The 14,702-nt window shown below is 60.4% G+C and carries 16 protein-coding genes; 6 read left to right on the forward strand and 10 right to left on the reverse strand.

All coding sequences use genetic code 11. From position 1 onward, the window contains the following. Window positions 1–72 precede the first annotated feature (72 nt). Genes CPH89_RS08970 through CPH89_RS08985 form a run of 4 tightly spaced genes read left to right on the forward strand, consistent with a single transcriptional unit; the run spans window position 73 to window position 3,231 of the window. The gene (locus tag CPH89_RS08970) at window positions 73–1,467 is read left to right on the forward strand and encodes a COG3014 family protein (protein ID WP_053258605.1); all 1,395 of its coding nucleotides are present in this window, start codon (window positions 73–75) and stop codon (window positions 1,465–1,467) included. A 10-nt stretch (window positions 1,468–1,477) separates the two neighbouring features. Next, window positions 1,478–1,849 carry a YcfL family putative periplasmic lipoprotein gene (locus tag CPH89_RS08975; protein ID WP_003214024.1) on the forward strand — a complete coding sequence of 124 codons (372 nt, stop codon included), beginning with the start codon at window positions 1,478–1,480 and terminating at the stop codon, window positions 1,847–1,849. A gap of 50 nt (window positions 1,850–1,899) precedes the next feature. Then, window positions 1,900–2,487: a penicillin-binding protein activator LpoB gene (gene lpoB, locus CPH89_RS08980; protein ID WP_053258606.1), complete on the forward strand. Its 588-nt coding sequence runs from the start codon at window positions 1,900–1,902 to the stop codon at window positions 2,485–2,487. A gap of 3 nt (window positions 2,488–2,490) precedes the next feature. Continuing rightward, window positions 2,491–3,231: a hypothetical protein gene (locus tag CPH89_RS08985; RefSeq protein WP_053258607.1), complete on the forward strand. Its 741-nt coding sequence runs from the start codon at window positions 2,491–2,493 to the stop codon at window positions 3,229–3,231. A 78-nt stretch (window positions 3,232–3,309) separates the two neighbouring features. On the opposite strand, the gene CPH89_RS08990 is transcribed toward CPH89_RS08985, so the two are convergent. The 3 genes from CPH89_RS08990 to CPH89_RS09000 form a co-directional block, all read right to left on the reverse strand. Then, window positions 3,310–3,942, reverse strand: coding sequence for a LysE family transporter (locus CPH89_RS08990; protein ID WP_053258608.1), 633 nt, complete (start codon window positions 3,940–3,942; stop codon window positions 3,310–3,312). 88 nt (window positions 3,943–4,030) lie between these two features. Further along, window positions 4,031–4,603: a mechanosensitive ion channel family protein gene (locus CPH89_RS08995; RefSeq protein ID WP_053258609.1), complete on the reverse strand. Its 573-nt coding sequence runs from the start codon at window positions 4,601–4,603 to the stop codon at window positions 4,031–4,033. Continuing rightward, complete coding sequence (locus CPH89_RS09000; protein WP_053258610.1) at window positions 4,603–6,513, reverse strand: ATP-binding cassette domain-containing protein; 1,911 nt, start codon at window positions 6,511–6,513, stop codon at window positions 4,603–4,605. Before CPH89_RS09000 ends, CPH89_RS08995 begins: the two co-directional genes overlap by 1 nt. A 50-nt stretch (window positions 6,514–6,563) precedes the next feature. Here CPH89_RS09000 and CPH89_RS09005 point away from each other — a divergent pair, with 50 nt between their 5' ends. After that, window positions 6,564–7,025 carry a TIGR02444 family protein gene (locus CPH89_RS09005; protein WP_053258611.1) on the forward strand — a complete coding sequence of 154 codons (462 nt, stop codon included), beginning with the start codon at window positions 6,564–6,566 and terminating at the stop codon, window positions 7,023–7,025. Here the strand turns inward: CPH89_RS09005 and CPH89_RS09010 are convergent. Further along, a complete protein-coding gene (locus tag CPH89_RS09010) occupies window positions 7,022–8,176 on the reverse strand; it encodes an AlgP family protein (RefSeq protein ID WP_053258612.1) in 1,155 nt (384 codons plus the stop codon). The two genes, CPH89_RS09005 and CPH89_RS09010, sit on opposite strands and share 4 nt — an antisense overlap. 193 nt (window positions 8,177–8,369) lie before the next feature. Between CPH89_RS09010 and CPH89_RS09015 the strand changes: the two genes are divergently transcribed. Then, a complete protein-coding gene (locus tag CPH89_RS09015) occupies window positions 8,370–9,047 on the forward strand; it encodes an FKBP-type peptidyl-prolyl cis-trans isomerase (protein ID WP_053258613.1) in 678 nt (225 codons plus the stop codon). A 52-nt stretch (window positions 9,048–9,099) separates the two neighbouring features. Here the strand turns inward: CPH89_RS09015 and CPH89_RS09020 are convergent, their stop codons facing one another. The 6 genes from CPH89_RS09020 to hemC form a co-directional block, all read right to left on the reverse strand. After that, window positions 9,100–9,558 (reverse strand): Rsd/AlgQ family anti-sigma factor, encoded by a 459-nt coding sequence (locus tag CPH89_RS09020; RefSeq protein ID WP_053258614.1) that lies wholly within the window; start codon window positions 9,556–9,558, stop codon window positions 9,100–9,102. Between the two features lie 211 nt (window positions 9,559–9,769). Next, complete coding sequence (locus CPH89_RS09025; RefSeq protein WP_053258615.1) at window positions 9,770–10,291, reverse strand: disulfide bond formation protein B; 522 nt, start codon at window positions 10,289–10,291, stop codon at window positions 9,770–9,772. Between the two features lie 236 nt (window positions 10,292–10,527). Next, entirely contained in the window at window positions 10,528–11,769 is a 1,242-nt protein-coding gene (locus CPH89_RS09030; protein WP_053258616.1) for a heme biosynthesis protein HemY, read from the reverse strand. A gap of 5 nt (window positions 11,770–11,774) precedes the next feature. Beyond that, window positions 11,775–12,887, reverse strand: a complete 1,113-nt coding sequence (locus tag CPH89_RS09035) for a uroporphyrinogen-III C-methyltransferase (RefSeq protein ID WP_053258617.1) — start codon at window positions 12,885–12,887, stop codon at window positions 11,775–11,777. A gap of 41 nt (window positions 12,888–12,928) precedes the next feature. After that, window positions 12,929–13,678 (reverse strand): uroporphyrinogen-III synthase, encoded by a 750-nt coding sequence (locus tag CPH89_RS09040; RefSeq protein ID WP_053258618.1) that lies wholly within the window; start codon window positions 13,676–13,678, stop codon window positions 12,929–12,931. Next, window positions 13,675–14,616 (reverse strand): hydroxymethylbilane synthase, encoded by a 942-nt coding sequence (gene hemC, locus CPH89_RS09045; RefSeq protein ID WP_053258619.1) that lies wholly within the window; start codon window positions 14,614–14,616, stop codon window positions 13,675–13,677. The genes CPH89_RS09040 and hemC overlap by 4 nt, the downstream gene beginning before the upstream one ends. Window positions 14,617–14,702: the final 86 nt, after the last annotated feature.

The raw sequence follows: 14,702 nt of genomic DNA on the forward strand, positions 1-14,702 counted from the left end.
AAAGGGTATTTATTTCCTCGTTTTTATGAGGAATTTGCACATCTGCTTATCACTTTCAAGGAAGAAGTTTGCATGGCATTTCGCGCCTTGACCCCGCTCACGCTGGCGGCGGTTACCTTGCTCTCGGGTTGTTCGATGTTTCGCAGCTACGACACTGAGCTGCAAGCCACTAACCAGCAGTTGGCCACCGGTAACGTCGACGGCGCCCTGACCCTGCTGGAAAAGAACAATGCCGGCGAAGACAAGGACCTGCTCTACTTCTTCGAAAAGGGTGAGCTGTTGCGCGCCAAAGGTGACCTCACCGGCAGCCAGACCGCCTGGCGCAGCGCCGACCTGCAGGTCTACAAGTGGGAAGAGTCGGTCAAGTTCGACAGCGAAAAGTACCTTGCCCAGTTCGGCAGCTTCCTGGTCAACGACAAGGTGCGCCGCTACGAAGGCTACGACTACGAAAAGGTCATGCTGACCACCCAGATGGCCCTGAACCTGCTGGCCGTGAATGACTTCGACGGCGCCCGCACCGAAATCAAGAAGACCCACGAGCGCGAAGCCGTTATCGCCGACCTGCGCGACAAGGAATACCTCAAGCGCGAAAACGAGGCCGAGCGCCAGGGCGTAACCACCCAGATCAAAGACCTGCGCGGCTACCCGGTAGAGGCACTGGACGCACCGGAGGTGGTCGGCCTGAAGAACAGCTACCAGAGTGCGTTCAGCCACTACCTGGCAGGCTTTGTCTACGAGGCCCTGGGAGAGAAAGACCTGGCCGCACCGGGTTATCGCAAAGCCGCCGAGTTGCGCCCCAACACGCCGTTGCTGGAGCAAGCGTTGATGGACCTGGACAAATCCAGGGTCGGCGCCGACGAGACCGATGTGCTGATCGTGGTGCAGAGCGGCCTGGCCCCGGCGCGTGACTCGATCCGCCTACCGCTGCCGATCCCGATCGACGGCCACTTGGTCATCACCCCGTTGTCCTTCCCGGTCATCAAGGCAGACACCTCGACCGCGACCTTCGGCCAGATCGGCGTCGACGGCAAGCAGCAGAACCTCACCGCACTCAATAGCACCACCGCCATGTCCCGCCGCGCCCTGCGTGACGACATGCCGGGGATCATCCTGCGCACCACCGTGCGTGCAGTCAGCCGCGGCGTGACGCAAAACAATCTGAACAAGACCAACCCCATGGCAGGCCTGGTGCTGGGCATCGCCTCGGCGGTGACCGAAGGCGCCGACACTCGCACCTGGCGCACCCTGCCGGACATGACCCAAGTGACGCGCCTGCGCCTCAAGCATGGCGAACACCAAGTCAGCCTGCCCAACGCCTTGGGTGGGACGCTGGTGACGGTCAAGGCCGACCAGCGCTATCAGGTGATCACTCTGCGCGTAGTCGGCAACCAGGTGTTCGCCGGCGGCCTTGCCGCGCATGTGGTGCCAGGCACTTCCACCCAGGCCATCGCCCTCAAACAACCTTAAGGAGCACGTTATGCGTCATTTCATCCTCGGCGCCCTCGCGCTGATCCTGCTCGCCGGCTGCGCCACGCCACCGCCACCAGAGCCCGGCAGCGCCGCCAGCAAAATCGTCGTGATGGGTAAATTCAAAGGCATCGCCGTCGGTGCCATTCGCGTTGCCCGTGAAAACGGCTTCCTCACGGCCAAGGTGCAACTGAGCAACATCACCAGCAGCAACCAGATGATGTATTACCGCTTTGCCTGGCTGGGCGCCGACGGCTTCCCCGTGGGCGATGAAGAAACCTGGAAAGTGCTGAACCTGTACGCCAACCAGGCGACCTTCCTGCCCGCCATTGCCAATTTGCCCCAGGCCGCGGACTTCCGTCTTGAAGTGAAGACGCCTTAAGTCGCGCCCCTGCTCTTCAACTTAACAGCCTGTTTCAGAGAGATTTCCCCATGTTCGTACGCTTCTCGCTCCTCGCCGTGGTCGCCCTGCTGGCCAGCGGTTGCTCCAACACCTCGCCGGTACTCGGCGGCAAGAACATCAGCTACGGCGACACCAAGGCCGTGGAATTGGTGACCAACGAGTTCGGCTCCACCGACCTGCAGATGATCGCCGAAAGCATGACCCGCTCTCTGGCGCAGTCCGGCATTCTGCAAGGCCGTCCGGTGGTGCAGGTGTATGACGTGAAGAACAAGACCAGCGAGTACATCGATACCCGCGAGATCACCACGTCGATCAAGACCCAGTTGATGAAGACCGGCACCGCGCGCTTCGCCAGCGACAACACTGAAATGCAAAGCCAGGTCGACCAGCTCAAGCTGCAGAACCAGAGCGGCCTGTATAAAAAATCCACAGTGAGCAAGACCGGCAATATGGTGGCCGCCAAGTACCGCCTGGAAGGCTCCATCAGCTCCATCGTCAAGCGCAGCTCGGACTACAAGGACGTGTTCTACAAGTTCAGCCTGCAGTTGATCGACGTCGAGAGCGGCCTGGCCGAATGGATGGACGAAAAAGAAATCCGCAAAACCACGGAGCGCTGAACAATGCGTGCATGGATCGGCATGATCGGCCTGCTGTGCGCCTTTGGCGCCTCGGCCGCCCCGAAGATCGCGGTAACCGACCTGGCCTACGAGGCGCGGGTCGAGGAGTACATCCACGCGGTGTCGGCCAGCAATAACTTCCAGGCCAGCGCGTATCAGGCCAGCGGTGCGTCGAACTACAGCGAGTACGAGAGCCGTACCAGCTACATCGAACAGACCGAACTGCGTAAATTCAGCGGTGATATCAAGGGCGAAATCCTCAAGTCGCACCAGTTCCAACTGGTACAGGGAACGCCCTACACCGCCGACGCCAAGGGCGACGTCTATGACGTGATCAAACGCATCAAGGCCGGTAACTTCAAGGGGGCTGACTACGTGCTGTTCGGCACACTGTCAGACATCGACTTCACCCAGGACATCAATGCCCTGGACCACACCAACAGCTATTCGGCGGTGCTGGGCCTGACGCTGGTGGCCGATTTCAGCCTGATCAACACCCGAACTTTCGAAATCACCTCGGCATTTACCGCCATGGGTGAAGGCCAGGACACCAAGCTGGTGAACAGCCGTGACGTACGCGTCAGCCTGAACCGGCCACGTGTGGTGAAGGAAGTCTCGAAAGCACTGGGTGAGGATGTGGCCAGACAGTTGGCGGAACAGTTGGGCGGCGGGTATCAAGACCCGGGCAAGCCTGCGTTGCGCAATAACCTGCCAAGGGATGAAGCGCCAAAGATTCTGCGCTGAGCCCCCACTTCAAAGCCAACCCATAAACCATGTGGGAGCAGGTTTGCTGCTCCCACCGTTGTAATTCCGTTTCTTCCCTTACGCCGTTGCGCGATGCAAGCTGGCCAAGAACCCCGCAGCCCCCACGAATAACCCGGCAAACGTGCGGTTCATGCGTTTTTGCTGCTTGGGCGTGCGCAACACACGCAAGACTTTCGACGCCAACCCCGTATAACCCGCCATCACAATCATATCGACGCTGATCATGGTCGCGCCGAGGATCAGATACTGGATCAGCAAAGGCGCCTGCGGGTTCACGAACTGCGGCAGCACCGCCAGCATGAACACCAGGGCCTTGGGGTTGCTCGCGTTGACCAGAAACCCACGGAACATCATCGCCATCGGCTTGCCGATCGGGCGTATCGCCGCGTCATCACTCATGTCCATGGGCAGGGCACGCCATTGCTTGATGGCCAGGTACACCAGGTACGCCACACCAAACCATTTGATCGCATAGAACGCAGTGGAAGACGCCGCAAGAATGGCACCCAGCCCGCCCGCTACCACGGCAATCTGCATCGCCAGGCCCAGTTGCAGGCCAATGGCATTCCAGTAACCGCGCAGGAAACCGTATTGCAAGCCGCTGGACATCGACGCGATTGCGCCAGCACCGGGGGAAAGGGAGATGATCCAACTGGCCAGGAAAAAGGCCAGCCATGTATCGAGTGCCATTACACACCTCAGAAGGGAGTTTGCGGTCAGGCCTTAAGCTAACTCCGCCGACCGGAGGCTGGCTATAGATTTTTAAAAGATCTGAGCGCTAGCGGTCGCCCGGGAACACATGAGTGCCCGGCCAACGCCGCACAGAGCGCTGGAAGAACAAGCTGTTAGGCACTTGGACCATCGCGCTGCCGGTACCGGCATCTTCCACTTCGATCAGCGTGGTGTAGAGCAGGTTGATCGCCACTACCCGACCCTTCACGCCGGGCTTATCGACGGTGTCCACCAACTCGACGATATCACCGAGGCGGAACGGCCCGACGGTGAATATCAAGATAGCGCACAGCAGGTTGGACAATACCGACCACATGGCGAAGAACGCCACAGCGGCAACCGCGACAAACCCTGACAGCGCCGTCCACAACACCGTGGCGGACACGCCCAGGCGGCCCAGCACGAAAATCAACGCACTGCCCATGATCAGCCAGCGCAGGCCGCCACGTAGAGGCATCAGCAATTGCGGCGGGAACGGGTAGCGCTCACCCAAGCGAGTGAGACCTTTGGCAACAAAACGCTGGGCCAGATAACCGGCCAGTAGAATCAGCAGGATTTGCACGCCAATCCAGGCCGGTTCCACCCATTGCGTCGGTAACGGCAGGTGCAGCGCTTCCATCAGGACAGCGCCTCCAGCTCCGCTTGCAGACTTTCCAGCAGCTCGAGGGCCTCCATCCAGGTTTCCTCCAACTGCCCTTCACGCACCTTGAGCTTGGCCTGTTCGGCCAGCAGGTCGCGCAGCTCGTCCTTGCGCGCCGCCTCGTAGACGGCGCTGTCGCCCAGGCTGGTTTCGATCTTGGCCAGGCGCTCATGCACCTTGCCCAACTCGGCTTCCAGCTTGTCGGCTTCACGCTTGTGCGGCGCCAACTGCTGACGCAGTGCGGCGGCGGCCTGGCGCTGGGCTTTTTTGTCGGTTTTGTCCGGGTTGACCGGCGTGTTACTGACCGGCGCGTTGCGCAGACGATAATCCGTCAGCCAGCGTGCGTAGTCATCCAGATCGCCGTCGAACTCTTCGACTTTGCCATCCGCCACCAGCAGGAAGTTGTCGGTGGTGCTCTTGAGCAAGTGGCGATCGTGAGACACCACCAATACCGCACCACTGAACTCCTGCAGAGCCATGGTCAGCGCCAGGCGCATTTCCAGGTCCAGGTGGTTGGTGGGTTCGTCGAGCAGCAACAGGTTCGGTCGGTCCCAGGCGATCAATGCCAGGGCCAGACGCGCTTTTTCGCCACCGGAGAAATTCAATACCGGCTCATCGATGCGCGCACCACGGAAGTCAAAGCCACCGAGGAAGTCGCGCAGGGTCTGCTCACGCTCGGTCGGCGCCAGACGCTGCAGGTGCAGCAACGGGCTGGCCTTGGAATCGAGGGAGTCCAGCTGATGCTGGGCAAAGTAGCCCACCACCAGGTTCTCGCCACGGGTCAGACGGCCGGCCAGCGGTTGCAGTTCACCCGACAGGTTCTTGATCAGTGTCGACTTGCCGGCGCCGTTAGGGCCGAGCAAACCAATACGTGCGCCCGGCGTGAGCTGCAGCTTGACCTTCTCCAGAATGGTTTTGTCGCCATACCCCAGACGCGCATCCGACAGGTCCAGCAACGGGCTGGAGATCTTCACCGACTCACGAAATACGAAGTCGAACGGCGAATCAACGTGGGCCGCCGACAGCTCTTCCATGCGCTCCAGCGCCTTGATCCGGCTCTGGGCCTGACGGGCCTTGGTGGCCTGGGCCTTGAACCGGGCGATGTAGCTTTCCATGTGCGCGCGTTGCGCCTGCTGCTTCTCGAAAGCTTGCTGCTGCTGCGCCAAACGCTCGGCACGCGCGCGTTCGAACGCGGTGTAGCCGCCACGGTAGAGGGTGATTTTCTTCTGTTCGACGTGGGCGATGTTGTCGACCACGGCATCGAGGAAATCCCGGTCGTGGGAAATCAGCAGCAAAGTACCTGGGTAGCTCTTGAGGAAGTCTTCCAGCCACAGGATCGCATCGAGGTCCAAGTGGTTGGTCGGTTCGTCGAGCAGTAACAGGTCCGACGGGCACATCAGCGCCTGAGCCAGGTTCAGGCGCATGCGCCAACCACCGGAGAAGTCGGCGACCGGGCGGTCCATCTGCTCATTGGTAAAGCCGAGACCGGCCAGCATCTTGCGGGCACGGGCGTCGGCGGTGTAGCCGTCGGCGCTGTCGAGTTCCGAGTGCAGGCGGGCCTGAGCCGCACCGTCCTGGGCTTTCTCGGCCTCGGCCAGGTCGTGTTGCACCTGGCGCAGGCGCAGGTCGCCATCGAGCACGTAGTCGATCGCAATGCGGTCGAGGGTGTCGATCTCCTGGCGCATATGGGCGATGCGCCAGTCGGCCGGCAGCAAGCAGTCCCCGGAATCCGGGGTCAGCTCACCCAGCAACAGGGCGAACAACGTGGATTTACCGGCACCGTTGGCACCGATCAGGCCGGCTTTGTGACCGGCGTGCAGGGTCAGCTCGGCGTCTTCGAGAAGACGTTGCGGGCCACGCTGTAATGTTAGGCTTTGAAGTCGGATCATAATGGCGGCGGAGTCTACCAGCTTCGTTGCCCGCTGGCTTGGGTGTGAATATGTGCGCTGACCTGTGGAGCTTTGCCCTCTCGACTTACGCCCGACCGGGCGTCGAAGCCGCCTGCCTGCGCTTGCAGGAGCAAGGCGCGGATGTGTGCCTGTTGCTCTGCGCTGCCTGGCTGGAGCGGCGAGGTGTGGCGCTTGCGCCCGCGCGCATTCATGCGCTGCAGCAGGTTGCCCTGCCCTGGCAAAAAAACGTGGTCGAACCGTTGCGACAGGTGCGCCTGCAATGGCGAGCCATGGCTCAACTGGATTTGCCTTTGGCGGCGTTACGCGAGCGGGTCAAAACCCTGGAACTGGAAGCCGAACGGGAGCTGTTGGCGCGCCTGGAAGTGTTGACGCAGGCATGGCCGACTGAAGAAGGGGATCAACGGGGATGGCTTGAAAGCTTGGCGGCCGGAGCCGCCAACCTTGACCACGACGCGCTGCAGCAGTTGCGCGTCGTGGCATCCGGCACTTAGGAAGCGCTGGTTGGGGTAGTGCTTGGCGCTACGGGTGCAGACGTGCTGCTGGCCGATGCCGTTGGCGCGGCGGACGCCGTCGGCGTAGCAGGCGAAGCTGCCGGGGCAGTTGGCTTGGCCGGTGCAGGTTTGGCAGCAGCAGGTTTTGCGGCTGGCTTAGCGGCTGGTTTCGCAGCAGCAGGCTTGGCAGCTGGCTTAGCGGCTGGTTTTGCAGCGGCAGTTTTAGCAACCGGCTTGGCGACCGGTTTTGCAGCAGCCGCTTTAGCAGCTGGCTTAGCGGCTGGTTTCGCAGCAGCGGTTTTAGCTGCTGGCTTGGCGGCCGGTTTTGCAGCAGCGGTTTTAGCCGCAGGCTTGGCGGCTGGTTTTGCAGCGGCAGTTTTAGCAACTGGCTTGGCGGCCGGTTTTGCAGCAGCCGTTTTAGCAACTGGCTTGGCGGCTGGTTTCGCAGCAGCGGTTTTAGCCGCTGGCTTGGCGGCCGGTTTTGCAGCAGCCGTTTTAGCAACTGGCTTGGCGGCTGGTTTCGCAGCAGCGGTTTTAGCCGCTGGCTTGGCGGCCGGTTTCGCAGCAGCGGTTTTAGCCGCTGGCTTGGCGGCTGGTTTCGCAGCAGCGGTTTTAGCCGCTGGCTTGGCAGCTGGTTTCGCAGCAGCGGTTTTAGCAACTGGCTTGGCGGCTGGTTTTGCAGCAGCGGTTTTAGCCGCTGGCTTGGCAGCAGTCTTAGCCGAAGCTTTCGACGCAACAGCTTTTGCTGGTGTGCGAGCGCCCAGCACTTTGGCCACGGCTTCTTTCACACGACCTACGCCCTGGGCCAGCTTCAGGCTTTCCTGGGCATCGCGCTTGAGTTGGGAAATGTAAGTGCGGGTTTCAGCTTGGCGATCCTTGAGGGCATCCAGCAGGTCCTCAAGTTCTTTAACAGCGTCTTTGGCTTTGGCTTGTGCCTTGGCCTTGCCGGCAGTCGCGGCGTCTTGCAGTTTGGTGCGGGACTTGTGCAGCTTCTCTTGCGCTTTACCGCGTTGTTTTTCCAGTTTGGCGAGCAGTTTTTCTGCATCAGCCAAGGCTTGGGAACATGCGCTTTCCAGATGTTCGAGCAGGCTGCCCGAAAGTTGTTGGAGTAAGTGCAACGGGGTATTTACAGGCTTCTGTTTGGCCGACATGGTTTACCTCCTGGCTGACGTGGGTGCGGCTCATACTAGCCCTCTGCTCTTACCGCCGCTAGGGCATGTTGACAGTATCGTTGGCCTTGCGTTGCACGGTGAGAAAATTCTTATCGATATAACAAAAAACCACGGCACTTTTTACGCATTCAGGCTGGCATAATCCGTCGCACTTTCGGCGGGAGACTACCCCATGTCGCGTTACCTTTTTTTAGTGCTTGGCTTGGCGATTGGCGTGGCCAATGCAGGTGAGCAATCGCCGTCCAGCAGCACTGCTCAAGACCCGCACGATCTCGCGTACAGCTTGGGCGCAAGCCTCGGCGAGCGCTTGCGCCAGGAAGTCCCCGACCTGCAGATCCAGGCGCTGGTTGACGGCCTCAAGCAAGCCTACCAAGGCAAACCACTGGCGCTGGACAATGCTCGTATCGAACAGATCCTCGCCCAACACGAAGCACAGAGTGCGGCCGACGCTGAGGCGCCAAAAAGCGAAAAAGCGCTCGCTGCCGAACAGCAGTTTTTAACCCAGGAAAAAACGGCAAGCGGCGTGCGTGAATTGTCGGATGGCATTCTGCTCACCGAGCTGAAGCCTGGTACTGGCAGCAAGCCGTTGGCCAGTGATGAGGTGCAGGTGAAATACACCGGGAAGTTGCCCGACGGGACAATCTTCGATCAGAGCACACAGCCCCAATGGTTTCGTCTGGACAGTGTGATCAGCGGCTGGAGCAAAGCACTTCAACAGATGCCGACAGGTGCAAAATGGCGCCTGGTGATTCCATCGGCCCAGGCCTATGGCGCCGACGGTGCCGGCGAGTTGATACCGCCGTATACACCGCTGGTATTTGAGATCGAGTTGCTCGGTACTCGCCACTGACCCAATAAAAAACGGTGCGCCATGCGCACCGTTTTTTACGTATCACCCAGGATCAAACCTGCGCGACAGGCTCTTCCTTATGGGCGTTGTGCAACACTTCGATCAAGCAGTCTTCCAGCTCGAAACGCTCGTGGAGCAGACCACCCAACTCTTTAAATTTTTCAGCAACACACTTGCCGGCGTCACACAGGTCGTTAAAGGCCAGCAACTTTTCAGTGATGACGTCGATGCGCGGGTAAATAGTCTCGGCCAGCTCCAGACCACGCTTATCGTTAAACGCTTTCGCCTCGCTGGTCAGTTGCTCGTAGATCTCGAAATGACCTGTAGAAACATAGTCCACCAATACACCGCAGAAATCTTGCAGCGACTCGCAATTCTGAGCCAATGCTTCGGGCTTGGCGCCAAGAGCATCAAAGGCCCGAACCAGTTCGTGACGTGCTTTCAACCAGCTGTCGATCAGCTTGTGCACCCCACCCCAGCGTTCCTGAGCATTCTGACAACTTTCCAGCATGGTGATCTCTCTTCCCTATAGGGGGCGCTGCCGCTCTGTGCCCGCGCAACACTTCAAGGATAAAAGCGGCAGCCGGACAAGGCCGCATCTGACAAACGGTTTCAGTAATGCATGCGGGCCAGATTATGCCCGCATGACTATGGCTTCAAGGTACGCAGGAGAGAAAGTTCATACAAGTGTTTAATCCCGTCGTACAAACTGCGACTGTCCTTCAGTACCTCACAAGGTCCACACGACGGCTCAGTAGCAGCCGCGAAAACTGCATGATGCCCAGGACCAGCATCGCCACGAAGAACAGCAAACTCCACTCGGGCAGGCTCAGGTCGAACAGCGTCCAGTTGAGTTCCACACAATCGACGGTGCCTCTGATCGTCAATTGCAGTGATTGCCAAAGCGACAGGTTCTCAATCATGTATTGCAGACTGGGCCAGCAATCGCTGGCCTGCTCCAGTGCGGCATTTTGTAGCAGTACTTGGCGCACGGCGGTGATAGCGCCCAGCAACGCGCACCCCATGCTGGCCAACCCGTAAAGATAAGCCGCAAAGCGTCTTGGGCCGTGAATCACGGCAACCAGATTGATCAGCGTAAAGGCGGCCAAAAAGATGCGTTGCACCTGGCAAAGGAAGCAAGGGCGCAAAAGCGCGCCGAACTCAAGATAGAACGACGCACCCAACGTCATCGCACCAGCCATGAACGCCAGGAGAAACAAGGAGCGTGAAGGGGCCAAAGACATTGTTATCCGTACCGCAAAAGATAGGTCGTTACGGTAGAGTAAAGGCCTGACCCCTTTCAATACGTGCTAGAGCAGACAATTCCGCGAGAGCCTGGGGATATACCGTCAGAACCTGGATGACTTCAAGCTGTTAGCGGTAGGAATTTGCTACATCGCGCTTTAGACCCAGCCTTTACACGATAAAAAAGGGTTGGCCCTAAGAAACTTCTGAGCCAACCCTCTCACTCTTTCCTACTTCAAATCCGCGCAGGCACTGGCAACGGTGAGGCCAGCAAACGGCTGTCCAACAGGCCCAGGCCTTCCTGGAACAATTGGTTACTGCGCTCGGTGTCACCCAACTGGGCCAGTAAACGTGCCAGCTCAGCACAGGCTTCGGGGTTTCGCTGTACCTGCAGACTGCTTTCCAAATAGTCCCGCGCCTTGCCCCACAAGCTGTTTTGCAGACACAGGCGGCCCAGGGTCAGCAGCAGGCTGGCGTCACCGGGATGATCCTTGAGCCAACCTTCAGCAAACTTCAACTGTCGGCCTGGATCGCTGCCGCGCAGCAACCCATAAAGCCGGATCAGATGGCTGTCATAGCCGCGCTTGATGGCGCCGCGCAGCACTTCCTCAGCCTTGGCATCAGCACCCAGCCGACGCAGTTGCTCAGCATAAGCCAAGACCAGTTGCGGCTCCTGGCGCTGGGCTGAAGTCAGTTGCTCCCACGCGCGCTCCAATGATTGCAAGCCCGCTTCGCCTTGCTCTTCACGCTGCACGGCAAGGCCAAGGTTCTCGCCCCATGCGCGTCGCTCAAGCTCTGCCAATTCGGAGGCAGGAAGCACTTTGTCTTTGCGCAGTTCCGGCAACAAGCGAATCACCGATGCCCAATCGCCTCGCTGCTGATGCAAGCGCTGCAACTGGCGCAAGACCTGTGCGTTATGGGGATGGCGCTCGTACATCGCCTGCAAGGTAACCAGCGCCCCCTCAGTATCGCCGCGATCCATCTGCAACTGCGCGTGGCTCAAGGCGACGGCAAGTTCTGCCTGTGGCTGGCGCTCCATGGCGCGCTCCAGCAGGCCGTCGGACTCTTCATAACGGCCCTGCTCATTGGCGGCACGGGCAGCCCCAAGGTAATACAGCAAAGGTTGGCGCTCGGCCTCTGCGGCACGGTGCAGGTGGCGTTCGGCGCTGGCCCAGCGGCCCTCGGCGAGGTCCAACTGGCCCTGCTCAATCGCAATCTGTATGCGGCGGCTGCGGTTGCGTCGCGACCACGGGTTGACCACACCACCGGAGGTAGTGATCAGGCTCAGCAGCACGCGAACCAGGTAGATCGCCAGGCCGACGACAAACACTGCCACCAGCGTGGCCCACAGGCTCGACTCGTAATGCAGCAGATGAGGATAGGTAATCAGCACGTAGCCGGTGTGTTTCGAAATACCCACACCCAGTGCCAAGGCAATTGCAATCGCCAGTACCAGGATCACATAGAAACGCTTCATCGGCTCTACTCCTGCTTGGCCGGCGTGCCCGCCGCCGCCTTGGCTTCACCGGCAGACAGATGGCGGCGTTCAAGATAAGCCTGCACGGCAGCCAGGCTGGCGGCCAGGTCCGGGGTCACCACGGAGACGGCCTTGGGCTCGAGTTCGGCAATACGTGCCAGCATCGCTTTGCTCTGCGGGTTGTCCTGGTTGAAGTTGTCCTGCAGCACGCTGCGTGCTTCACCCAGGGAGCGGCTGTACACCGCCGTCTCACCGTTGAGCGCGGCCCATTGTGCCTGCTCCAGGGCCAGGCTCAGTGCCAGGCGCACCTGGTTCAAACCTTGACCGGCCAGCAACGGACGAATGTTGTCATCCGGGTTGAAGTCGATGCGGAAGTAACGCGATATCTGCTCCCACCACTGGCGCAGGCGACCTTCCGTGTCGGTCGTCGGGCGCCCCTCGGAAGTGGGCTCGGTGAGTTGATATTCAGGGGCAATAGCCGCCAGTTGCACGACCTGGTCACGCAGGGCCGCCAGTTGCAGGTAAAGCCCGGTGCGGTCTGGCTGTTCAGTGCCGCGCAGCGCGGTCAGGCTTTTGGCCAATTGCTCACGGGCAGCGTAGGCACCTGGATCGCTCTGTTCGCGAAGAATTTCGTCAGCGCCCTGGACCAGCGACTGGGCACTGTTGATGTCCTGCAGGGCAGACAAGCGCAAGCTGGCCAGACGGATCAGGTGCTCGGCTTCGGCCAGGCGCCAGTCCTGGCGGCTGGCACCCAGCACGGTTTCCAGACGTTGGCTCAAGCGCTGCTGATCACCCTGCAACTGCGAGACCAGGCGGCGGCGCTCTTCCAGCTCATCGGCTGCTGGCAATTGTGCCAGGCGCGCAGCCAGCTGCTGCTGACTCTGCTTGAGTGATTGGGATTGGTCATCAAGGGTCTGCACCTGGCCCAGCTGTTGCTGGCTACTGGCTTGCAGGGCACGGACCTGCCATATCCCCCAACCGCCGGCGGCAACACCTGCGGCACCGAGCAACAGGGCCACAATAGCCAGGCCATTGCCGCGGCGTGGCGCGGTGGCCGGTGCAACCGGCGCATCAAGTGCTGGCTGGGCTTCATCTTTAGGCAAGGCTGTTTCGCTCACGTATCCGTCCTTTGCGTATCAGAGAGTGGGCGCCGCATGCCTCACGAGGCAGCGCTGCGCAACGCCACTAACAAAGCCGCGGCACTCGCGCCGCGACAATCCACAACTTTTTCTGCGCCAGCGGCCCGCGCCATTTCATAAACGCGCGGGCTGGGCACGAACAACGGCAGCTGCGCCACTTTCGGCCAATCGAGGCCGGCCAGGGCTTGCAGGTGCAAAAAACCCTGCCCACTGCTGACCACCAGGCCGTTCAAGCGTTCCAACTGGATGCGCTGCGTCAACACCCCGGCCTCGTAAGCCGGGAGCAAGCGGCGATACAACTCCAGATAATCGACACTAGCACCTTGCTCACGCAAACGCTCAGCCAGCAACTCGCGCCCACCCTCGCCACGCAGGATCAGTACCCGGGCATCGGGCCGTGCGATAGCCTCGCGCAAGGCGGGCAATTCAAGCAAGGCTTCGCTGTCGTCGCCGGTTTGCGGATAGTGAACGTTGAGCCCGTGATCGGCCAGTACCTGCGCAGTGGCAGCCCCGACGCTGAACCAGGGCAACTGCGGCCAAGGCTGATTCAACTGCTGCACAGCAAGGCGTGCAGCCGGTTTGCTGACCACAATCACCGCGCAATAACGGCCCAGGTCACGCAGCACAGACTGTTGCTCAGGCGTTACCGGCAGGGCTTCGATGTCGAGCAAAGGCAGGCTGCTGCTGAAAATGCCGGCGTCAGACAGCGATGCCGCCAGGGCAGCCGACTCTTCGGCAGGCCGCGTCAGCAGCAAACGCCAGCCAGTCACTGCGGACCGGCCTCGCCGTAGACTTTTTCCAGAATGGCGCCGGCGCCCTTGCCCAGCAGCTCTTCAGCGACCTGGATACCCAAGGCGGTCGCGTCACGCTGTGGCCCACGCACGTCGGCAGTGAGCAGCGTGCCGCCTTCAGGATCGCCTACCAGGCCACGCAGCCAAAGGTTTTCACCTTCAAGCACGGCGTAGCAGGCAATTGGCACCTGGCAGCCACCGTTGAGGTGCTTGTTCAGCGCGCGCTCGGCGGTGACACGCACTTCGGTGTCAGGGTGATCCAAAGGTTTGAGCAAGGCGTGAATTTCACTGTCGGCCGTGCGGCATTCGATGCCCACTGCGCCCTGCCCGCCTGCGGGCAAACTGTCTTCGACGCTGATGGCGGAGGTGATACGGTCTTCGAAACCGAGCCGGATCAGACCGGCCGCTGCGAGAATGATCGCGTCATAGTCACCGGCATCCAGCTTGGCCAGACGCGTGTTGACGTTGCCACGCAGGAAACGGATCTGCAGATCCGGGCGCCGAGTCAGCAACTGCGCCTGACGACGCAGGCTGGAGGTGCCGACGACACTGCCCAGTGGCAACTCATCCAGGGACGCGTAGGTGTTGGAAACAAAGGCATCGCGCGGGTCTTCACGCTCGCAGATGCAATACAGGCCGAGGCCTTCAGGAAAGTCCATCGGCACGTCTTTCATCGAGTGCACGGCGATGTCGGCTTCGTTTTCCAGCAGCGCGGTTTCCAGCTCTTTGACGAACAAGCCCTTGCCGCCGATCTTCGACAGTGGCGAGTCCAGCAGCTTGTCGCCGCGACTGACCATGGGCACGAGGGTCACTTTGAGGCCCGGGTGGGCCAGCTCAAGGCGTGCTTTGACGTATTCGGCCTGCCACAAGGCCAAGGCGCTTTTACGGGTGGCGATGCGGATTTCGCGAGAGGACATGGATCAATCCGTACTGAATAGATACGGCAGATAATAACAGCTCAGGCAAACACGCTTTGATTTGAATCAGCAAGTGCGGGGCCTCC

This window comes from Pseudomonas fluorescens (assembly GCF_900215245.1).
Classification (GTDB): domain Bacteria; phylum Pseudomonadota; class Gammaproteobacteria; order Pseudomonadales; family Pseudomonadaceae; genus Aquipseudomonas; species Aquipseudomonas fluorescens.